This window comes from Arenimonas caeni (assembly GCF_003024235.1).
Lineage (GTDB): Bacteria > Pseudomonadota > Gammaproteobacteria > Xanthomonadales > Xanthomonadaceae > Arenimonas > Arenimonas caeni.
Genome location: NZ_KZ679089.1, coordinates 128810 through 148847, shown reverse-complemented (window position 1 = coordinate 148847; position 20038 = coordinate 128810). Strand labels below are relative to the sequence as shown.

Here is a 20038-nt window from a genome sequence, read left to right as displayed (position 1 = left end):
GCTGGCCCGGCTGCTGGCCGCCGCCGGCATCGCCACCACCGAACCCGCCGGCCAGGGCTGCTGCGGCGCCGCCGCGGCCCACGCCGGCGATGCCGATGGCGCCCAGGCGCTTGCCGCGTCCAACCGCGCCGCCTTCTCCGGCCAGGCGCGGGTGCTGTGCCTGGCCAGCGGCTGCCAGGACACGCTGGCGCGCTCCCTGGACGGCGTTGCCGCGGTCGAGGACGCCCTGGTGGCGCTTGATCGCGTGGCCGATGCCCTCGCCTTCCGCCCGGCCAGCCGCCGCGTGGCCCTGCACCTGCCCTGCACCCAGCGCAACGTGGTGCGCAGCGACGCCGCCCTGCGCCGCCTGCTGGCGCGCATTCCGGGCCTGGACCTGGTGGAACTGCCGGACACCGGCTGCTGCGGCGCCGCCGGCCTGCACCAGCTCGCCGAACCCGACCGCGCCGCCGCCCTGCGCGCGCCCCTGCTCGAGGCCCTGGCCGCCAGCGGCGCCAGCGAACTGCTGTCGGCCAACATCGGCTGCCGCCTCCATCTCGCCGGGGGGACTAGAATCGCGGTCCGACATCCCATCGATTTCCTGGCCGAGCACCTGGCATGAGCGCGACCCGCCACTTCAGCCCCATCGACCGCCTGATCATCGAGGCCCAGCACGCCCTGGGCACCACGCTGGGCCGGGCCTTCGCCGAGCGCCCCAACCCCGCCGGCGAGCTGCGCGACCCGCCGCTGGACGAGTCCGAACGCCGGCATGCCGCCGGCCTGATGCGCATCAACCACACCGGCGAGGTCTGCGCCCAGGCCCTGTACCTGGGCCAGGCGGTGGTGGCGCGCGACGAAACCACGCGCGCCCACCTGCAGCACGCCGCCCAGGAGGAAACCGACCACCTGGCCTGGTGCGCCGATCGCCTGGACGAGCTGGGCAGCCGGCCGAGCCTGTTCAACCCGCTGTGGTACGCAGGCAGCTATGCCATCGGCCTGGCCGCGGGCCTTCGCGGCGACGGCTGGAACCTGGGTTTCGTGGTGGAAACGGAGCGCCAGGTGGAGGCCCACCTCGAGGAACACCTGCAGACCCTGCCGCCCGGCGACGAGCGCAGCCGCGCCATCCTGCGCACCATGAAGGACGACGAGGCCCGCCACGCCGACAACGCCCTCGAGGCCGGCGCCCGCATCCTGCCCCAGCCGATCCCGCGCCTGATGGCCCTGACCTCCAGGCTCATGAAGGCCGTCGCCTACCGGGCCTGAAAACGAAAAGCCCCCTGAGTCAGGGGGCGATTCGCGCGCAGCGAGAATGGGGGTATGGAAGCCCCTGGTCGGGGCCCAAGGCTTGCGAAGCAAGCCTTGGGGTTGCCCAGGCCTGCCTGGGCAACACCCTCAGTCGGTCAGGTTGTGGCCGTTGAAGAGCTCGACGATCTCGCGCTTGAGCTGCTGCTCGATGCGCATGCGGTCCTTGAAGCCCAGGTTCTTGGCCTTCTCCTCGAACAGGTAGGTGTCGAGGTCGAACTCCTTGAGATGCATCTTCGTGTGGAACAGGTTTTCCTGGTACACGTTGACGTCGATCATCTCGTACTTGCTCTTGATCGGCTTGGACAGGAAGTCCTGGATCGAGGTGATCTTGTGGTCGATGTAGTGCTTCCTGCCCTTCACGTCGCGGGTGAAGCCGCGCACGCGGTAGTCCATCACCACGATGTCGGACTCGAAGGACTCGATCAGGTAGTTCAGGGCCTTGAGCGGCGAGATGACGCCACAGGTCGCCACGTCGATGTCGGCGCGGAAGGTGGCGATGCCGTTGTGCGGGTGCGTCTCCGGATAGGTGTGCACGGTGATGTGCGACTTGTCCAGGTGCGCGACCACGGCGTCGGAGATGATCTCCTTGCCGGCCTGCTTCTTGTCGATCACCGGCTCTTCGGAGATCAGGATCGTCACCGACGCACCCTGCGGGTCGTAGTCCTGGCGGGCCACGTTCAGGATGTTCGCGCCGATGATCCGCGCCACCTCGGTGAGGATCTGCGTCAGGCGCTCGGCGTTGTACGCCTCGTCGATGTACTCGATGTAGCGCTGGCGCTGCTCTTCCGAGACGGCGTAACAGACGTCGTAGATGTTGAAACTCAGGGCCTTGGTCAGGTTGTTGAAACCCTGGAGCCTGAGGCGCGGAAGCGGCTTGACCACGATGGCGTTCCCGTGTTCGGAGGGGGTGGAGCGGCGAAGGGGGCGCATTATGGGGCATCTACCCCCCGGGGGAAACCATGGCCCGGGGCGCCCGCCCGGCATTGCCCCGCCGGCCCTGCCGGCCTAAGCTGAACGCTTCAAGGACACCCGAGGCCAGCCATGGCGCAGGACAGCAACTCGCCCTTCGCGATCCAGCCGCCGAAGCTGGTCAACAGCCCGCTGGCGCCCGACGCGGCGACGATGAACCGGTTCCTGGACCATTGCCACCGCCGGCGCTACTCCTCGCGCACCGACGTGTTCCGCCCCGGCGCCCCGGCCAACTCCCTGTATTACGTGGTCAGCGGCTCGCTGAGCGTGATCAGCGAGGAAGCCGACGGCCGCGAGCTGATCCTTGGCTATGTGAACGCCGGCGAGTTCATCGGCGAGATGGGCCTGTTCTTCGCGGCCGACGCCCGCGCCGTGGTGGTGCGCACCCGCGTCGCCTGCGAGCTGGCGGAGATCAACTACGAGCGCCTGCTGCAGCTGTTCAGCGGCCCGCTGCAGGCCGAGTGCCCGCGCATCCTCTACGCCATCGGCCTGCAGCTGTCCAAGCGCCTGCTCGACACCAACCGCAAGGCCAGCCGCCTGGCCTTCATGGACGTCAGCGGCCGCATCGTGCGCACGCTGCACGACCTGTGCCAGGAGCCCGACGCGCTCTCGCACCCGCAGGGCACCCAGATCCGGGTCTCCCGCCAGGAGCTCGCGCGCATCGTCGGCTGCAGCCGCGAGATGGCCGGCCGGGTGCTCAAGCAGCTGCAGGAGCAGGGCGTGCTGCACGCCCGCGGCAAGACCGTCGTCGTCTACGGCACGCGCTGAACCGTGGCGACCTCGGCGACTGGCCACGACACCCTGCTGGTGCGGCCGGCCGCCGCGCAGGACGCCACCGGCGTCGCAAGCCTGCTGACCGTGCTCGGTTACGCCTGCGACCGCGACGAGGCCGCCGCCCGCCTGCGCGCGGTGGCCGAAGAGCCCGGCCAGCAGGTGCTGGTGGCCGACCGCCACGGCTGCCTGGTGGGTCTGCTGGCCCTCGACATCCGCTATTACCTGCCGCTGGGCGGGCCCACCTGCCGCATCACCGCGCTGGCCGTGGCCGCCGGCGAGCAACGCCACGGCATCGGCCGCCGCCTGCTGCGCGAGGCCGAGCAGCGCGCCCGCCAGGCCGGCGCGGCCCGCATCGAGCTCACCTCGGGCGCCCAGCGCGGCGAAGCCCACGCCTTCTACCGCGCCTGCGGCTACGAGGAAGGCGCCCTGCGTTTCCTCAAGCGCCTCGGGGCCTGAGCCTGTGGGTCAGAGGATGGTTTCGAAGGCGCCGCGCAGGCGCTTGTGCACGGCCGCGAGGCTGCGGGGGTCGGGTCGGACGAGGACCGGGCGGGCGGTTTCGCACAGCAGCGGCAGGTCGATGGCGCTGTCGGAGTAGACGGCGGCGAAGGGCGGGCGGATGCCGGCGCGCTCCAGGGCCACGAGCTTGCGCGGGCCGACCGTGTGTTCGGCGCCGATGTAGCCGCCCAGGGCCGGGCGCACGCTCGAGCCCACCACCGGCACCTCGGGCTGGCCCAGGGCGCGCCAGAGGGCGCGGGCCAGGCCGGCTTCGGCGCCGGTGACGATCACCACTTCGTCGCCGGCCGCCAGGTGCGCATGCAGGCGCAGCACCGCCGGCGTGATCAGCAGCTGCTCGCGGCGGGCCGCGCAGCCGCGCAGGAAGTCCTCGCGGGCCTCGGCCAGGGCTTCGTCGGTGCGGCCCACCGTGGCCAGCCAGGTGTAGAAGCTGGCCGGCATCCAGGCCACGCGCCACCAGCCGAAGGCCGGCTTGAGCACCGGGAAGCTCAGGCCGGCGGCCAGCCGCCGCAGCGGGTGGCTGGCGAGCAGGTCGCGCAGCCACGCGGCGGCGCAGTCGCCGCGCACCAGGGTGCCGTCGAAATCGAACAGGACGGTGGCGCCGCGGCCGGGCATGGCTCAGCCGAACAGGCGCGCCAGCTCGGCGCCCGGGTCCGGGGCGCGCATGAAGCTCTCGCCCACCAGGAAAGCGTGCACGTCGTTCGCACGCATGCGCGCCACGTCCTCGCGGGTGGCGATGCCGCTTTCGGTGACCAGCAGCCGGTCGACCGGCACCGCCGGCTTGAGCGCCAGCGTCGTGTCGAGCGACACCTCGAAGGTGCGCAGGCTGCGGTTGTTGATGCCCAGCAGCGGCGCGCCGACCTGCAGCGCGCGCTCGAGCTCGTCGATGTCGTGCACTTCCACCAGCACGTCCATGCCCAGCTCCAGCGACAGGTTGGCCAGGCGCGCCAGCGCCGCGTCGTCGAGCGCGGCGACGATCAGCAGGATGCAGTCGGCGCCGAGCACGCGGGCCTCGTGCACCTGGTAAGGGTCGATGGTGAAGTCCTTGCGCAGCACCGGCAGGGCGCAGGCCGCGCGGGCCTGCTGCAGGTAGGCGTCGGCGCCCTGGAAAAAGTCCACGTCGGTGAGCACCGACAGGCAGGCGGCGCCGCCGCGCTCGTAGCTGGCAGCGATCTCGGCCGGGTGGAAATCCGGGCGGATGACGCCCTTGCTGGGGCTGGCCTTCTTCACCTCGGCGATGACGGCCGGTTGGCCGGCGGCGACCCGGGCCTGCAGGGCGGCGGCGAAACCGCGCGGCACCGGGGCATCCCCCTGGCGGGCGATGAGCTCGGCCAGCGGCACGCGCGCCGAGCGCTCGGCCACTTCCTCGACCTTGCGGGCGATGATCCGCTGCAGCACGTCGCTCATGCGCCCTCCCCCGCCTTGGCCGGGCCGCCGTAGGCGCGCTCGACCCTGGCCACGCGCAGCTCGAAGTGTTCGTACCAGCGCTCGCGGCCCTCGCGGCGGGCGTCGCTGTGTTCGGCGTGGGCGCGCCAAGCGGAGATGGCGGCCTCGCTTTCCCAGTAGCTGACGGTGATGCCGAAACCGTCGGCATCACGCGTGCTTTCGATGCCGAGGAAGCCTGGTTGGCCGGCGGCCAGCTCGACCATGCGGTCGGCGGCGGCGCCGTAGCCGTCCGGGTCGGAGGGCGTGCGCTGGTTGGCGAAGATCACCGCGTAATACGGCGGCTTCGGGGTCTTGGCGAAGCGCTCGGCGTGCATGCTCACTTCCCGGCCAGGCGGCGGGTGGCCGCGACGAATTCGTCGAGCTTGGCGCGGGCCTTGCCGCCCTCGAGCGCCTTGCGGGCCTGGGCGATGCCGTCGGCGATGGACACCGCGCGGCCGGCGGCATAGAGCGCGGCGCCGGCGTTGAGCGCGACGATCTCGCGCGGCAGGCCGTCCTTGCCGTCGAGCGCCTCGAGCAGCATGGCGCGCGACTGCTCCGGGTCCTCGACGCGCAGGTTGCGGCTGGCGGCCATCGGGATGCCGAAGTCCTCGGGGTGGATCTCGTACTCGATCACTTCGTTGCCGCGCAGCTCGCCCACCAGGGTGGCGCCGCCGAGCGAAATCTCGTCCATGCCGTCGCGGCCCCAGACCACCATCGCGCGGCGCGCGCCCAGGCGCTGCAGCACGCGCACCTGGATGCCGACCAGGTCGGGGTGGAACACGCCCATCAGGATGTTGGGCGCGTCGGCCGGGTTGGTGAGCGGCCCGAGGATGTTGAACAGGGTGCGCACGCCCATTTCCTTGCGCACCGACGCGACGTTCTTCATGGCCGGGTGGTGGATGGGCGCGAACATGAAGCCCATGCCGGTCTCGGCGATGCAGGCCGACACCTGCCCGGGCTGCAGCTCGATCACCGCACCCAGGGCCTCGAGCACGTCGGCGCTGCCAGACTTGGAGCTGACGCTGCGGTTGCCGTGCTTGGCCACCTTGGCGCCCGCCGCGGCCACCACGAACATGCTGGCGGTGGAGATGTTGAAGGTGTGGGCGCCGTCGCCGCCGGTGCCTACGATGTCGACGAAGTTCTGGGCGTCGGGCACGGCCACCTTGGCGGAGAATTCGCGCATCACCCTGGCGGCGCCGGCGATCTCGCCGATCGTTTCCTTCTTGACGCGAAGGCCGGCCAGGATGCCGGCGGTAAGCACGGGCGAAACCTCGCCGCGCATCACCTGGCGCATCAGGTCGACCATCTCGTCGTGGAAGATCTCGCGGTTTTCAATCACGCGCTGCAGCGCGTCCTGCGGCTTGATCGGCATTGCTGTTCTCTGTAGGAGCGCCTTCAGGCGCGATTTCCCTCAAGGAAATTGCGAAGCATGTCGTGCCCGTGCTGGGTCAGGATCGATTCGGGGTGGAACTGCACCCCCTCCACCGCCAGGGTCTTGTGCCGCAACCCCATGATCTCGTCCACCGAACCGTCTTCGTTCTCGGTCCAGGCCGTAACCTCCAGGCAGTCGGGCAGCGAATCCTTCTCCACCACCAGCGAATGGTAGCGCGTGGCCTCGAACGGATCCGGCAGGCCGGCGAACACGCCGACGCCCTTGTGGCGGATCGGCGAGGTCTTGCCGTGCATGATGGTGCGGGCGCGCACCACCTTGCCGCCGAAGGCCTGGCCGAGGCTCTGGTGGCCCAGGCAGACGCCGAGGATCGGCACCCTGCCCGAGAGCGTTTCCAGGACCTCCAGCGACACCCCGGCCTCGTTCGGCGTGCACGGCCCCGGCGAGATGACGATGTGCGCGGGCGCCAGCGCCTCGATTTCGGCCACGGTGAGTGCGTCGTTGCGCACCACCTTCACGTCCTGCCCCAGCTCACCCAGGTACTGCACGAGGTTGTAGGTGAAGCTGTCGTAGTTGTCGATCATCAGCAGCATGGGCGGCCCGCGAATCAGGTTTTCAGGGCGGCCGCCACGAACTCCCCGCAGGACGGGGCCTGCGGTACCCACTGGGATACCCACGGTTGCGGAAGGTGTGGCCGGCGCGCGGCCGGCCAAGCATAGCCGGTTCCCGGCCGGGGGTCAGGCCGACGGGCCTCCGTCGCGCACCGGGCACCGATGCAGCGTCACCTCATACCCCCCGGTCACCTCCGCCAGCGCGGCGTCATCATGCCGTAGCACCAGCGCCTCCCCGTCCACCGAAACCACCTCGCGCTCCTGCACCTCGCCTTCGAAGCGGATGACCAGCGTGCGGCCGTCCAGTTCGTAGCGGCCGGCGGCCAGCACCTGCCAGCCGTCGCCGTCGTCCATCAGGGCTTCGTGGCGGCCGTCGGCGGTGAAGGTCATTCGGCTGTCGGCGCAGAGCGAGGGGTCCGGATTCCATTCGCCGACGATCGAGCCGGATGAAACCGGCGCGGCGGCGTTAGTGGCCGGGGCGGCATCGGAGACGGCATCGACCTCGGGGGCCGCACCCACCGGCGCCGAGCAGGCCACGAGCAGGGCCAGGACCGGCACCAGGCTGGCCGGACGGGAGTACTGGGAAATGGACATGGCGCGGGCTCCGCATTCGGGGTTCCCCGCCACCACGCAAACCGCCGCCGGCCCCCGCCACCGGCCTCAGCCCACCGACACCTCGACCCGGTTGCGCCCGTTGCGCTTGGCCCTGTACAGCGCGTCGTCGGCCGCGGCCAGCAGGTGCTCCGGCGCCCGCGCCAGGTCGCCCGGCTTGATGCGGCGGGTCACCACGCCCAGGCTGATGGTCACCGTCAGCGAGGCCCGGCCCACCGACACCGGCGACGATTCCTCCACCGCCTTGCGCAGGCGCTCGGCCAGCTGGCCGGCCTCGACGATGCCGGTGTCGACGGCCAGCACGGCGAACTCCTCGCCGCCTACGCGCGCCAGCAGGTCGCTGCCGCGCACCTGCTCCTCGAGCACCAGGGCCACGTGCCGCAGCACGGCGTCGCCGGCCGGGTGGCCGTGCTGGTCGTTGACGGCCTTGAAGTGGTCGATGTCCATCGTCACCAGGCTGATCGGCTTGCCGTTCTCCGCCGCGCGCGTGGCCTCGCGCGCCAGCTGGTCGCCGAAGTGGCGGCGGTTGGCCAGGCCGGTGAGCGCATCGGTCATCGCCAGCACCTCGAGCTGGGCGTTGGCGTCGCTCAGGGCCTGGGTGCGCTCGCGCACGCGCTGCTCGAGCTGCGTCGTCAGCGCGGTGAGCTCCTGCTCGTGGGTGGTGAGGTCATCGACCAGGCTGCGCAGCGCGCCGGTCAGTTCGCGCGCTTCGCGGTATCCACGTTCCGGCGGAAAGCTCGCCCCCGGTTCGCGCGCCTGCATGCGCCTGGCCGCCAGCGCCAGCGCGTGCAGCGGCGTGCCGATCATGCGCGCCATCAGCGAGGACACGAACAGGAAAGCCAACAGCAACACCAGCGCGGCCAGCCAGATCTGCCGGCTCAGTTCGGCCACCGGTTCGAGCGCGAGCGAGGCTTCCTTGCGCACCAGCACCCGCCAGCCGATGCTGCCGTAGCTTTCGTGGCCCGAGGTCGGCACGTAACCGACGAGGTATTCCTTGCCGTCGGGCCAGGTCTCGCGCACCGCGCCGCGCTGGCCGCCGAGCACGGCCCGGGTGCTGGGCAGGCCCGGCGTGGTGCCGCCCAGGCCCTCGGGCCCGAGGATCACCTGGCCATCGGCATTGAGGAACACCACGTCCACCGGGTCATTGGCCAGGGTGGGCGCCACCTGGTCGCGCACCAGGTTTTCGGCCCAGCGCCACGACAGGTGCGCGCCCAGCACGCCGATCACCACGCCGTGCGCATCGTGGATGGGCGCGGCCACGTCCACCAGCCGCAGCGGCTCGCCCCCCGGCGCGGACACCAGCTTCGACAGCAGCACGGCGTCGTGCAGGTCGCCCACGAAGGGCTCCTTGCGCCCGGCCTGGAACCAGGGCCGCTGCGAGACATCCGCGCCCTCGAGCAGGCCGCGGTTGGACACCATCACCCGGCCCTGTGAATCGGCCACGCCGATCCAGACATAGTCCGGGTAGTTGAGCTGCATCAGGTCGAACAGGTCTCGCAGCGTGTCCTCGTTGGCCACCGGATCGTCCACGCCCGGCAGCAGCGCCAGCGCGCGCATGTCGTTGAGGCGTTCGAACAGGCCGCGGTCGAGCCGCCCCGCCAGCGCCTGGGCACGCGCCTCCAGACGCAGGCCGATGTCCTTCTCCAGGCTGTCGGTGGCCACCCGCTCCACCCGCCAGGCCAGCAGCGCCACCAGCACCACCGCCAGCAGGCCGTAGGTCAGGCCCAGCCAACGCCGCAAACCGGCGCTGCGCGGTCGGAAGCGGTTTATGAGCCGTCCCGACGCCACCCGGCCGCCCTCAGAGCCCGCCGGCCGCCTGGGACACGGCGCGGAACAAGGCGCGGCCCTTGTTCAGCGTTTCCTCCCACTCCTTCACGGGATCGGAGTCGTGCACGATGCCGGCGCCGGCCTGCACGTGCAGGCGGCCGTCCTGGATGACCGCCGTGCGGATGGCGATGGCGGTGTCGGCGTCGCCCCACCAGTTGAGGTAGCCGACGGCACCGGAATAGATGTTGCGCTTGACCGGCTCGAGCTCGCGGATGACCTCGAGTGCGCGGATCTTGGGCGCGCCGCTCACGGTGCCCGCCGGGAAGGTGGCCTTGATGACGTCGGCGAATCCCACGCCGTCGCGCACCCGGCCGCGCACCTCGCTGACGATGTGCATCACGTGCGAATAGCGCTCGATGATGAAACGGTCCGGCACGGTGACGCTGCCGGGCTCGGCGACGCGGCCGACGTCGTTGCGGCCCAGGTCGATCAGCATCAGGTGCTCGGCGCGCTCCTTCGGGTCGGCCAGCAGCTCGGCCTCGAGCGCCGCGTCGGCCTCGGGCGTGGCGCCGCGCGGGCGCGTGCCGGCGATCGGCCGCACGGTGACCTCACCGCCCTGCAGGCGCACCAGGATCTCGGGCGAGCTGCCCACCACCTGGGTGCCGCCGAGATCGAGGAAGTACATGTAGGGCGACGGGTTGAGCGCGCGCAGCGCCCGGTAGACGTCCACCGGCCGGGCGCGGAAGGGCACGCTCATGCGCTGGCTGATCACGACCTGGAAGATGTCGCCGGCGCGGATGTATTCCTTGCAGCGCTCCACCGCCGCCAGGAAGCCCTCGCGGGTGAAGCCGGAGACGAAGTCCTGTTCGCCCAGCAGCGACGGGTCGAGCACGTCGGGGTAGCTGCGACCGGAGTGGCGCAGCCGGTGCACCAGCTCGTCGAGCCGGCGCACGGCCCGTGCGTACGCCTGGGGCTCGCCGGGGTCGGCGTGCACCACCAGGTACAGCCGGCCCTTGAGGTTGTCGAAGACCGCGACTTCCTCGCTGAGCATCAGCAGGGCATCGGGCGTGCCCAGCTGGTCGGGCTTGTCGCCGCCGGCCAGGCGCGGCTCGATCCAGCCGATGGTTTCGAAACCGAAATAGCCCACCAGGCCACCGGTGAAACCCGGCAGCCCTTCGATGCGCGGCACCGTGTACGAGGCGCGCAGGCGGTCGACCTCGGCGAGCGGGTCGTCGAGCTCGCGGGTCTGGACGAGTTCGCCATGCTCGCGTACTTCCAGCGTGTTGCCGCGGAAGGTGAAGGTGCGCCGCGCCGGCAGGCCGATGATCGAATACCGACCCCAGTTCTCGCCGCCTTCCACCGACTCGAACAGGTAGGTGTGCGGCCCGTCGGCCAGCTTGAGGTAGACCGACAGCGGCGTGTCGAGGTCGGAAAGCACTTCGCGCACGACCGGAATGCGGTTGTGGCCGGCCCGGGCAAGGGCCTGGAACTGATCGGCGGAAATCACGCAATGACCTGCTTTGGCACGGCCCCCGAGTATAACGAGGTCCCCGTGCGGGGAGCCCCCCCCTGTAGGAGCGCCTTCAGGCGCGATGCTTTTGCCCGCGCTGGCCCTTCCGGCCGGGACACCACCGTAGTGGCGCCGCCGNTCCGGCCGGGACACCACCGTAGTGGCGCCGCCGCGTCGCTCCGACTTCAGCGGGCGGCCTTCAGGGACGAAGCATTTCGGCGAGATTGAAGAGCCAAGGCACTCTCAGCAACTGGGCGGATTCGACGCCTTTGCTTTCGCTCTTGCCTTTGCTTTCGCTCTTGCCTTTGCTTTCGCTCTTGCCTTTGCTTTCGCTCTTGCCTTTGCTTTCGCTCTTGCCTTTGCTTTCGCTCTTGCCTTTGCTTTCGCTCTTGCCTTTGCTTTCGCTCTTGCCTTTGCTTTCGCTCTTGCCTTTGCTTTCGCTCTTGCCTTTGCTTTCGCTCTTGCCTTTGCTTTCGCTCTTGCCTTTGCTTTCGCTCTTGCCTTTGCTTTCGCTCTTGCCTTTGCTTTCGCTCTTGCCTTTGCTTTCGCTCTTGCCTTTGCTTTCGCTCTTGCCTTTGCTTTCGCTCTTGCCTTTGCTTTCGCTCTTGCCTTTGCTTTCGCTCTTGCCTTTGCTTTCGCTCTTGCCTTTGCTTTCGCTCTTGCCTTTGCTTTCGCTCTTGCCTTTGCTTTCGCTCTTGCCTTTGCTTTCGCTCTTGCCTTTGCTTTCGCTCTTGCCTTTGCTTTCGCTCTTGCCTTTGATTTCCCTTCGGCCACGACGAAAGGTTCGAGGAGGTGCCGTGCCTTCGCCCCGGCCGACCGTCGGCGACATGGACGTCGCCGACGAGCCCCATGGATGGGTTCACGGCGTGTCGGCCGGGGCGAAGGCACGGCGCCTCCACTCGTGAAGGTCGCGAGTCGACACAGAAGATGAGGCAAAAGCTTCGCGCCTGAAGGCGCTCCTACAAAGGCGGCGGGGTTCAGGGCATGCCGCGGAGGTGGAGGGTGAATTCGACGCCGTCACCGGTGGGCAGGTCGTGGGCTTCGGCGCGGCCGCGGTGCAGGTCGGCGACCAGGCGCACCACGTACAGGCCGAAGCCCAGGTGGGCGGCGCCTTCGCCGCGCTGGCCTTTATCGCGCAGGCTGACCAGCGAGTCGAACAGGCGGCCTCGCATCGCGGCGGGCAGGGTCGGGCCGCGGTTGGCCAGCGAGATGCGTACGCCGTTCGGCCCGGCCCGCGCCGACAGCCGCACCCAGCCGTCCTCGGGCGTGAAGCCGCGGGCGTTGTCGACCAGCTTGTCGAGCGCCTGCACCACCAGCTCGGGGGCGGCGCGCAGCCGCAGCGGCCCGGGCGGCAGGTCCAGGCGCAGCTCGCGCGGCGCCAGCAGGCCGCGGTAGGCCTCGGCGCAGTCGGCCAGCAGGGCGCGCAGGTCGACCTCTTCGGCCTCGGCGGCTTCGATGGCGTGTTCGATGCGGGTCACCTCGCTCATCGTGCGCACCAGGTGGCCCATGCGCTCGATGCCGTCGCGGGCGCGGCCGACGTAGGCGCGCGCCTCGGGCTCGAGCGAGGCATGTTCCAGGTTGTCGAGCGAAGTGCGCACGATCGCCAGCGGCGTGTTGAGTTCGTGCGAGAGCTTGCCGGCCAGGGTCCGCAGGTAGTCGGTGTAGGCGGCGACCTGGTCGAGCAGGCGGGCGAAGCTGCGCGAGAGGTCGCCGACCTCGTCGCGGGCGTCCGTGCGCGGGAAGGGCGTGACGCGGCCTTCGCGATCGAGCGCGCGCTCGGCGGCGTCGCGCAGGCGGCGGATGCGCTGGCCCAGCCGGCCGGCGAACAGCAGGATCAGGCCGCCGGAGGCCAGGAAGGCCACCGCACTCACGCCCAGCAGGCCCGACAGCGCCTGGTCGGTTAGCACCAGCACCTCGGAGTTCGAACGCTCCAGCAGCACCGCCCCGCGCACCTGGCCCTCGACCTCCAGCGGCACGGCGGCCGAGAGCAACAGGCGGGCGCCGCCCGGGTCGCGGCGCCAGGCCACGGCCGGCTCGCCGGCGATCGCCTGCGCCAGCTCCGCGCGCACCAGGCGACGCGCTTCCGGCACCTCGGTGCTGGCGGCGCCGATGTCGCGGAACAGCAGCGTGCGGTAGAGCGCGCGCCGCCAGGGCAGGATGTCCTCGTCGGTGGGGTCGGCGCGCAGCGCGCCGGCGCGCGCCACCACCCAGCCCTCGCGGTCGGCCACGCGCACGCGCATGCCCTCGGGCGCCAGCGCCAGCAGCACCGGCTCGAGCGAACCGAGGTAGCCGTGCAGCGGCAGGCGTCGCGGCGTGCCGTCGGCGGCGAGCGTGCCGGCGACGCGGCGCGTGCCGCCGGCATCGAGGTCGCGCGCCCCGATGCCCAGGCCACGCACGCTGAAGTCCTGCGGCAGCGCCAGCTCCACGTCGTAACCGCCGGCGCGCTCGCGCCAATGGCCTTCGATCCGGACCGGCGGCGGCAGGCCGTCGGCGCCGGACACCTTCAGCGGACCGCTTTCGCTGTTGGCCAGGCGCAGCTCCAGTTCGCCGGCGCGGCCAAGCAGCGACAGCTGCAGCCGGTCGAACTCCAGGTCGCCCGGCCAGTGCGCCTCGCCGCGCTGGGCGCTGGCGTCGTCCACGGAGATCCACAGATGCAACCGCTCGTTGGCGCGGCCGGCCACCACGCGCAGCCAGGGCCGCGGCGCGCCGAAGGCCAGCGGCGCGTCGGCGGCGCCGCGCCAGTCGTCCACCTGGCCGTCGAGCCGCGGCGCGAATTCCAGCCGGTGCACGTGCCAGCTCTCGCCCGCCGGCGGCAGCCCGCCGGGGCGCACCGCGATGCCGCGCGCCAGCGCCTCGGCCGAGGCCAGCAGGGCCTGCTCCTGGCCCTGCCGGAGCAGGGTTTCCATGCGCTGCACGAACTGCCAGCCGGCCCAGGGCAGCGCCAGGATCGAAAGGGCCGCGAGCGCCAGCTTGGTGCGGATGCGCATGCCGGGCTCAGGCGCGCCAGCGGTAGCCGGCGCCGTGCACGGTGTCGATCTCGTCGAAGCCCGGGTCGAGCGCCTGGAACTTCCGACGGATGCGCTTGATGTGCGAGGTGATGGTCGCGTCGTCCACCACCACCTGCGCCTCGCGCATCAGCTGCTCGCGGCTCTTGACGTGGCCCGGGTAGCGCACCATCGCGTGCACCATCCAGAACTCGGTGACGGTGAGCCCGACCTCGTTGCCTTCCCAGGTCACGCGCATGCGCTCGAGCTCGAGCGTCAGGCCGCGCAGCCGGAACACCTGCTCCTTCGCCCGCGGCGCCGACAGCGAGTCCATGCGCCGGAACAGCGCGTGGATGCGGGCGGTGAGCTGGGGCAGGCTGGTGTCCTTGCTCAGGTAGTCGTCGGCGCCCAGGCGAAGGCCCGAGATCACGTCGAAGTCGGAATCACGCGCGGTCAGGAACAGGATCGGCAGCGTCGCCGAGCGCGCGCGCAGCTCGCGGCACAGGTCGAAGCCGCCCTCGGGCTCGTCGCCCAGGCCGACGTCGATGATCACCAGGTCCGGCAGCCTGAGCGAGAACGCCGCCTGCGCCTCGGCGCGGCTGGCGTGCGGCTGCACCTCGTAGCCATGCCGGCGCAGGGCCTCGGCGTAGTTGGCGCGGATGGCGGGTTCGTCCTCGACGATGGCGACGGTGCGTGACATGGCGGCCAGCCTAGGGCAGCCGCCGCGGGCCGGCAATGCATTGCCCGGCAATTGCCACAACTTGCCCGCGCCCTGCCCCGGGTCGGCCCCGCCGGCGGCCGCCGACGGGCCTGCAATGGCACTGCCACCACGGAGAGCCGCCATGAGCGAACGCATCACCCGCAAGCCCCGTTTCTTCCGCTCCCTGCGTCGCCCGCGCCTCGTCGCCGCCTGGCTGGCGACGCTGGGGCTGCTGCTGGCCGCCGCCACCGCCCACGCCGGCGAGGAGCCGGAAGGGCTGGTGTTCGAACACGAGGGCCGCTGGGTCGCCAGCCTCGCCATGGACACCACCGTGCACATGCAGGTGCACGGCCTGCTGGCCGAGGTGTCGGTGCGCCAGACCTACCGCAACGACAGCAGCCAGTGGCGCGAGGGCCGCTACCTGCTGCCGCTGCCGGAGAACGCCGCCGTCGGCGGGCTCACGCTGCGCATTGGCGAGCGCCTGGTCGAGGGCGAGATCCGCGAGAAGCAGGAGGCGCGGGCGGTGTACGAGGCGGCGGCCGCCGCCGGCCAGCGCGCCAGCCTGGTCGAGCAGAACCGCCCCAACCTGTTCCAGACCGCGGTGGCCAACATCGGGCCCGGCGAGGAAGTCGAGATCGAGGTGCGTTACTGGCAGCCGGTGCACTACCGCGACGGCGAGTTCTCGCTCGGGCTGCCGCTGACGCTGACGCCGCGCTACACGCCGGCGCCCGATCCCGAGACGCCCTTGGCCATGCGCGCGATGGCCGACGCGAACCCCGCCCTGGCCGAGGCGCTGCCGGCCGTGGCCTCAGGCACGGACGCCGGCGGCGCGCTGCCGCCGACCGTGGCGCTGAGCGCCGAGATCGTGCCGGGGCTGCCGCTGCAGCGCCTAGAAAGTCCCTCCCACGCGGTGACGGTCTGGGCCGAAGGCCCGACCTACCGGGTCACGCTGGCCGACCTCGTCGAAGCCAGCGACCGCGACTTTGAACTGCGCTGGGAGCCCGTGCCCAGCAAGGCGCCGCGCAGCGCGCTGTTCACCGACCGCATCGGCGGCGAGGACTTCGCCCTGCTGATGCTGGTGCCGCCGACCCTGCCGGTGGCGCCGCTGCCGCGCGAACTGGTCCTGGTCATCGACAACTCCGGTTCGATGTCCGGCGCCTCGATGGCGCAGGCGATCGAAGCCGCCGACCGCGCGCTGGCGCGGCTGCGCCCGGGCGACCGCTTCAACGTGATCCGCTTCGACGACAGCTTCGACCTGCTCTTCCCGGAAGCCGTGCCCGCGCAGCCGGGCAACGTGGCCCGGGCCCGCGCCTTCGTGCGCTCGCTGCAGGCCGAAGGCGGCACGCGGATGCTGCCGGCGCTGCGCGCGGCCTTCGCCGGGACGGCCCCAGAAGGCTTCCTGCGCCAGGTGGTGCTGGCCACCGACGCGGCGATCGGCAACGAGGACGAGCTGCTGCAGTTGATCGAGACCGAACGCGGCGACGCGCGCCTGTTCCCGGTCGGCATCGGCAGCGCGCCCAACGGCCACTTCCTGCGCAAGGCCGCCGAGTCCGGGCGCGGCACCGGCATCGTGGTGCGCGACGTCAACGAGGTCGCCGAGAAGATGGATGCGCTGCTGGCGAAGCTCGACCGGCCGGCGATGCGCGATGTGGCCGTGGACTGGCCGGGCGTGGCCGAGGCCTATCCGGCGCGCATCCCCGACCTCTACCAAGGCGAGGCGCTGCAGGTGGTGGCCAGGCTGGGTTCGCTCGATGGCGTGGCCACGGTGCGCGGCCTGACGCCGCAGCCCTGGGTGCGTCGCGTCTCGCTCGACGGCAGCAAGGCGACGCCGGCGCCGGGCATCGGCCGGCTGTGGGCGCGCGCCCGCATCGACTCGCTCGAGGACGAGGTCCGTCGCGGCGGCGACATCGAAAGCCTCAAGCCCGCCATCGTCGATGTCGCGCTGCGGCATGGCCTGGTCAGCACCTACACCAGCCTGGTGGCGGTGGACCGCACGCCGGCCCGGCCGCGCCAGGCGGAGCTGGGCAGCACCCGCCTGTCCAACGCCACCCCGGCCGGCAGCCTGGCCTTCGCCCAGGGCAGCACCGGCTGGACCCGCGAACTGCTGCTCGCGCTCGCCCTGGCGCTTGGCGGCCTGGCCGTGCTGCGCACCCGGAGCTGAGCCATGGCCACCCGACTGCTCGCCTTCCTCGCCTGCACCGCCCTGCTCGTGCTGATGCGAACCCCCGCCGAACCGCTGTAGGAGCGCCTCCAGGCGCGACCACCCCCAAGGAGCCCGCCATGGTCCTGATCGTCGAACACCGCGAATACTTCCCCACGCCCGCGCCCGAACCGCGCGCCCGCTCCACCCAGCGCGCCCTCGAGCACATGCACTGGCATTTCCTGCCCGCCGACGCCAGCCCGCTGCTGCTGCGCCGGCCGCTGCCCCTGCTTCCTCCCCGGACGGCGCAGGAGGCGCCGTGAACTTCGCCGCGACCGCATCACGGATGCACCCTCGGGACACGGAAGTCCCACCATCGCGGCGCCCCCTGCCGCGCAGCCTGCGCGGCACGCTGGCGCCGGCCCGGCGCTGGCTGGGGCTGGGCCTGCTGCTGGCGGCGGCGACGATGGCGGCGCAGGCCGCCTGGCTGCCGGCCAAGGCGGCCCTGGCACAGCTGCTGCTGCAGTCGGCCTGGGAGCGTTCGCTGGCCGAAGGCGGCCCGCACCGGCCCTGGCCTTGGGCCGACACGCACGCCGTGGCGCACATCGCCGCGCCGCGGCTGGGCATCTCGCAGGTGGTGCTGGCCGGCGACAGCGGCCGCACGCTGGCCTTTGGCCCGGGCTGGGCGGAATCGAGCGCGCGGCCCGGCACGCCGGGCACGGTGGTGCTCAGCGGCCATCGCGATACGCACTTCGAATGGTTGCGGCACCTTCGCGACGGCGACGCCTTGCGCCTGGAAACCCCGCAGGGCCCGCGCGACTACGTCGTCACCGCCACCCAGGTGGCCGACGCCCGCAGCCATCGGCTCGCCACCGGCCCCGACCAGCTCGTGCTCGTCACCTGCTGGCCCTTCGACGCCACCGCCCCGCGCGGGCCGCTGCGCTACCTCGTCACCCTCAGCCCGCTTTCCTCAGGCGGCGGCGACTTCGGCGCGCATGCGGGCGATGACGTCGGCGTAGTCGGGCGCGTTGAAGATGGCCGAGCCGGCGACGAAGGTGTCGGCGCCGGCCTCCGCAATCGCGCGGATGTTGTCGGCCTTCACGCCGCCGTCGATCTCCAGGCGGATCGGCTTGCCCAGCTTGTCGATGCGCTCGCGCACGCGCTTGAGCTTGTCGAGCGCCGAGGGGATGAAGGCCTGGCCGCCGAAGCCCGGGTTGACCGACATCAGCAGCACCAGGTCGAGCTCGGGCAGCACGTAGTCGAGCACCTCGACCGGCGTGGCCGGGTTGAGCACCAGGCCGGCCTGGCAGCCAAGCGACTTGATCAGCTGGATGGTGCGGTGCACGTGCTCGCTGGCCTCCGGGTGGAAGCTGATGAGGCTGGCGCCGGCGGCGGCGAAGTCGGGCACGATCCGGTCGACCGGCCTGACCATCAGGTGCACGTCGATCGGCGCGGTGACGCCGTGCTTGCGCAGCGCCTCGCACACCAGCGGGCCGATGGTGAGGTTGGGCACGTAATGGTTGTCCATCACGTCGAAGTGCACCCAGTCGGCGCCGGCGGCGAGCACCGCGTCCACCTCCTCGCCCAGCTTGGCGAAGTTCGCGGACAGGATGGACGGGGCGATGATGCAGTTCGACATGGCGGCCTCAGTTGCGCGAGCGCAGTTTCTTGATCTGGTCGTAAGCCCGGTTGATCTCGCGCGCCTTCTCCTCGGCCTGCTTGCGCAGCTCCTCGGCGACGCCGCCCAGGCGGTCGGGATGGTACTGGGTGATCAGCCGGCGGTAGGCGCGGTCGATCTCGGCCTCGCTGGCCTCGGACGTCAGCCCGAGCACGGCATAGGGGTCGTATTTCTTCGCCCGGAACCAGTCGGCGTCGAAGGCGTGCCCCACCAGCAGGCCCAGCACGGCGCCGGCCGGATGGCGCAGCAGCAGCCAGCCCGCGATGAAGCCCAGCACCTTGCCGTAGTACCTCACGGCACGCTCCCGGCGAAGCCCGGCCGGGCCGAATACCAGGCCGCCAGGGCCTCGATGTCGGCCGGCTGCAGGGCATTGGCCAGGCTGGTCATGGGCACGTGCTGGCGCTTGCCGCTGCGGTAGTCGGCCAGGGCGCGCTCGAGGTAGAGCCGGTCCTGGCCGCCCAGGTGCGGGGTGCCGGCGGTGCGGCTGGTGCCGTCTTCGCCGTGGCAGGCGGTGCACAGACCGAGTTTGGCCGGGCGCTCGGGCGTCCCGTCGGGCGTCGTGGCGGCCGCGGCGGCCGGGGGCTGGCCGTCGGCGCAGGCGGCGAGCGGGACCAGGGCGAGGGCGAGGACCAGGGCATGGCGGGACATGCGCGGGATTCTACCAGCGGGGCGCGCACTCGGGCCGTGACGGCCGTACAATGCCCGGCCCGGTCCAGTGACCCGAGGCGCCCGTGCCCACCACCCTGCATACCGCCGATCTTCCCGGTCTCACCCTGCTCCACCGCGGCAAGGTCCGCGACGTGTTCGAGCTGCCGGGGAAACGCCTGCTGATGGTCGCCACCGACCGCCTCTCGGCCTTCGACGTGGTGCTGCCCGACCCGATCCCCGGCAAGGGCGAGATGCTCTGCCAGATCAGCAACTTCTGGTTCGACAAGACCGCCCACCTGGTGCCCAACCACCTCACCCACGAGGACGTGGCGGGCGTCCTGCCGCCGGGCACCGACGCCTCGCTGTACGCGCGCCGCTCGGTGGTCACCAAGCGCCTGCGCCCGGTGCCCGTGGAGGCGATCGTGCGCGGCTACCTGATCGGCAGCGGCTGGAAGGACTACCAGCGCACCGGCGCGGTCTGCGAGATCCGCCTGCCGACGGGCCTGCGCCAGGCCGAGCAGCTGCCGCAGCCCATCTTCACTCCGTCGAGCAAGGCCGCGGTCGGCGAACACGACGAGAACATCAGCTTCGACACCATGGTCGCCAAGGTCGGCGCCGAGCTGGCCGAGCAGATCCGCGCCGCCACGCTGCAGATCTACCAGTTCGCGGCCGCCTACGCGCTCGAGCGCGGCATCATCATCGCCGACACCAAGCTCGAGTTCGGCCTGGACGACAACGGCGTGCTTCACGTGATGGACGAGTTGCTCACGCCCGACAGCTCGCGCTTCTGGCCGGCCGACCAGTACCAGGTGGGCAACAGTCCGCCGAGCTACGACAAGCAGTTCGTGCGCGACTACCTCGAGACCCTGGACTGGGGCAAGACCGCGCCCGGCCCGCGCCTGCCGGCGCAGGTGATCGAAGGCACGCGCGCCAAGTACGCCGAGGCCCTGGAGCGACTGGCGGACCTGCGGCTCGACTGAGCCGCCGACGGAAAATGCGCGGGTGCCGGGGCGCCCGCGCATGGGTGATGCCGATC

Annotated in this window: 22 protein-coding genes and 1 pseudogene; 8 read left to right on the top strand and 15 right to left on the bottom strand. The window is 71.5% G+C overall.

The window, feature by feature from the left end:
- Both C6N40_RS08080 and coq7 read left to right on the top strand, forming a co-directional pair.
- Positions 1 to 598, top strand: a 598-nt coding sequence (locus tag C6N40_RS08080; RefSeq protein ID WP_275887157.1) for a (Fe-S)-binding protein, incomplete at its 5' end; no start/stop codon positions are given.
- Entirely contained in the window at positions 595 to 1239 is a 645-nt protein-coding gene (gene coq7 / locus C6N40_RS08075; protein WP_106990505.1) for a 2-polyprenyl-3-methyl-6-methoxy-1,4-benzoquinone monooxygenase, read from the top strand. The genes C6N40_RS08080 and coq7, both read left to right, overlap by 4 nt.
- Positions 1240 to 1368: 129 nt before the next feature.
- On the opposite strand, the gene speD is transcribed toward coq7, so the two are convergent.
- Positions 1369 to 2163, bottom strand: a complete 795-nt coding sequence (gene speD / locus C6N40_RS08070; protein WP_106990514.1) for an adenosylmethionine decarboxylase — start codon at positions 2161 to 2163, stop codon at positions 1369 to 1371.
- Between the two features lie 159 nt (positions 2164 to 2322).
- Here speD and crp point away from each other — a divergent pair, with 159 nt between their 5' ends.
- Positions 2323 to 3018, top strand: a complete 696-nt coding sequence (gene crp, locus C6N40_RS08065) for a cAMP-activated global transcriptional regulator CRP (RefSeq protein ID WP_106990504.1) — start codon at positions 2323 to 2325, stop codon at positions 3016 to 3018.
- A 3-nt stretch (positions 3019 to 3021) separates the two neighbouring features.
- A complete protein-coding gene (locus tag C6N40_RS08060) occupies positions 3022 to 3480 on the top strand; it encodes a GNAT family N-acetyltransferase (RefSeq protein WP_106990503.1) in 459 nt (152 codons plus the stop codon).
- Positions 3481 to 3489: 9 nt separating this feature from the next.
- Here C6N40_RS08060 and C6N40_RS08055 read toward each other — a convergent pair whose 3' ends face one another.
- From C6N40_RS08055 to pdsR, 11 genes are all read right to left on the bottom strand, one after another.
- Positions 3490 to 4152, bottom strand: a complete 663-nt coding sequence (locus tag C6N40_RS08055) for an HAD family hydrolase (RefSeq protein WP_106990502.1) — start codon at positions 4150 to 4152, stop codon at positions 3490 to 3492.
- A 3-nt stretch (positions 4153 to 4155) separates the two neighbouring features.
- A complete protein-coding gene (gene trpC / locus C6N40_RS08050) occupies positions 4156 to 4944 on the bottom strand; it encodes an indole-3-glycerol phosphate synthase TrpC (RefSeq protein WP_106990501.1) in 789 nt (262 codons plus the stop codon).
- Complete coding sequence (locus C6N40_RS08045) at positions 4941 to 5297, bottom strand: antibiotic biosynthesis monooxygenase family protein (protein ID WP_106990500.1); 357 nt, start codon at positions 5295 to 5297, stop codon at positions 4941 to 4943. The genes trpC and C6N40_RS08045 overlap by 4 nt, the downstream gene beginning before the upstream one ends.
- Positions 5298 to 5299: 2 nt before the next feature.
- Complete coding sequence (trpD, locus tag C6N40_RS08040) at positions 5300 to 6334, bottom strand: anthranilate phosphoribosyltransferase (protein WP_106990499.1); 1035 nt, start codon at positions 6332 to 6334, stop codon at positions 5300 to 5302.
- Positions 6335 to 6357: 23 nt separating this feature from the next.
- On the bottom strand, positions 6358 to 6945 hold the full coding sequence (locus C6N40_RS08035) for an anthranilate synthase component II (RefSeq protein WP_106990498.1): 588 nt from the start codon (positions 6943 to 6945) through the stop codon (positions 6358 to 6360).
- A 144-nt stretch (positions 6946 to 7089) separates the two neighbouring features.
- Positions 7090 to 7557, bottom strand: coding sequence for a lipocalin family protein (locus tag C6N40_RS08030; RefSeq protein ID WP_106990497.1), 468 nt, complete (start codon positions 7555 to 7557; stop codon positions 7090 to 7092).
- 66 nt (positions 7558 to 7623) lie between these two features.
- On the bottom strand, positions 7624 to 9315 hold the full coding sequence (locus C6N40_RS08025; protein ID WP_106990496.1) for a sensor domain-containing diguanylate cyclase: 1692 nt from the start codon (positions 9313 to 9315) through the stop codon (positions 7624 to 7626).
- Positions 9316 to 9373: 58 nt separating this feature from the next.
- Positions 9374 to 10849, bottom strand: coding sequence for an anthranilate synthase component I (trpE, locus tag C6N40_RS08020; protein ID WP_106990495.1), 1476 nt, complete (start codon positions 10847 to 10849; stop codon positions 9374 to 9376).
- Positions 10850 to 11051: 202 nt separating this feature from the next.
- On the bottom strand, positions 11052 to 11681 hold the full coding sequence (locus C6N40_RS14060; protein WP_162782149.1) for a hypothetical protein: 630 nt from the start codon (positions 11679 to 11681) through the stop codon (positions 11052 to 11054).
- A 148-nt stretch (positions 11682 to 11829) separates the two neighbouring features.
- Entirely contained in the window at positions 11830 to 13839 is a 2010-nt protein-coding gene (locus tag C6N40_RS08010) for an ATP-binding protein (RefSeq protein ID WP_106990494.1), read from the bottom strand.
- 7 nt (positions 13840 to 13846) lie between these two features.
- A complete protein-coding gene (gene pdsR, locus C6N40_RS08005; RefSeq protein ID WP_106990513.1) occupies positions 13847 to 14536 on the bottom strand; it encodes a proteobacterial dedicated sortase system response regulator in 690 nt (229 codons plus the stop codon).
- Positions 14537 to 14678: 142 nt separating this feature from the next.
- Between pdsR and C6N40_RS08000 the strand changes: the two genes are divergently transcribed.
- The 3 genes and pseudogenes from C6N40_RS08000 to C6N40_RS14650 all read left to right on the top strand — a co-directional run.
- Positions 14679 to 16697: a marine proteobacterial sortase target protein gene (locus C6N40_RS08000; protein WP_162782148.1), complete on the top strand. Its 2019-nt coding sequence runs from the start codon at positions 14679 to 14681 to the stop codon at positions 16695 to 16697.
- A gap of 119 nt (positions 16698 to 16816) precedes the next feature.
- A complete protein-coding gene (locus C6N40_RS07995; protein WP_106990492.1) occupies positions 16817 to 16999 on the top strand; it encodes a hypothetical protein in 183 nt (60 codons plus the stop codon).
- A gap of 23 nt (positions 17000 to 17022) precedes the next feature.
- Positions 17023 to 17619: pseudogene (locus C6N40_RS14650) on the top strand (class GN sortase); the annotation flags it as partial.
- A 27-nt stretch (positions 17620 to 17646) separates the two neighbouring features.
- Here C6N40_RS14650 and rpe read toward each other — a convergent pair.
- From rpe to C6N40_RS14440, 3 genes are read right to left on the bottom strand one after another with little or no spacing between them, the layout of a single operon-like run.
- A complete protein-coding gene (gene rpe, locus C6N40_RS07985; protein WP_106990491.1) occupies positions 17647 to 18315 on the bottom strand; it encodes a ribulose-phosphate 3-epimerase in 669 nt (222 codons plus the stop codon).
- A 7-nt stretch (positions 18316 to 18322) separates the two neighbouring features.
- Positions 18323 to 18649: a J domain-containing protein gene (locus tag C6N40_RS07980; RefSeq protein ID WP_106990490.1), complete on the bottom strand. Its 327-nt coding sequence runs from the start codon at positions 18647 to 18649 to the stop codon at positions 18323 to 18325.
- Positions 18646 to 19002: a c-type cytochrome gene (locus C6N40_RS14440; protein ID WP_240183479.1), complete on the bottom strand. Its 357-nt coding sequence runs from the start codon at positions 19000 to 19002 to the stop codon at positions 18646 to 18648. Before C6N40_RS14440 ends, C6N40_RS07980 begins: the two co-directional genes overlap by 4 nt.
- Positions 19003 to 19085: 83 nt before the next feature.
- Here C6N40_RS14440 and C6N40_RS07970 point away from each other — a divergent pair, with 83 nt between their 5' ends.
- Positions 19086 to 19982: a phosphoribosylaminoimidazolesuccinocarboxamide synthase gene (locus tag C6N40_RS07970; RefSeq protein WP_106990489.1), complete on the top strand. Its 897-nt coding sequence runs from the start codon at positions 19086 to 19088 to the stop codon at positions 19980 to 19982.
- Positions 19983 to 20038: the final 56 nt, after the last annotated feature.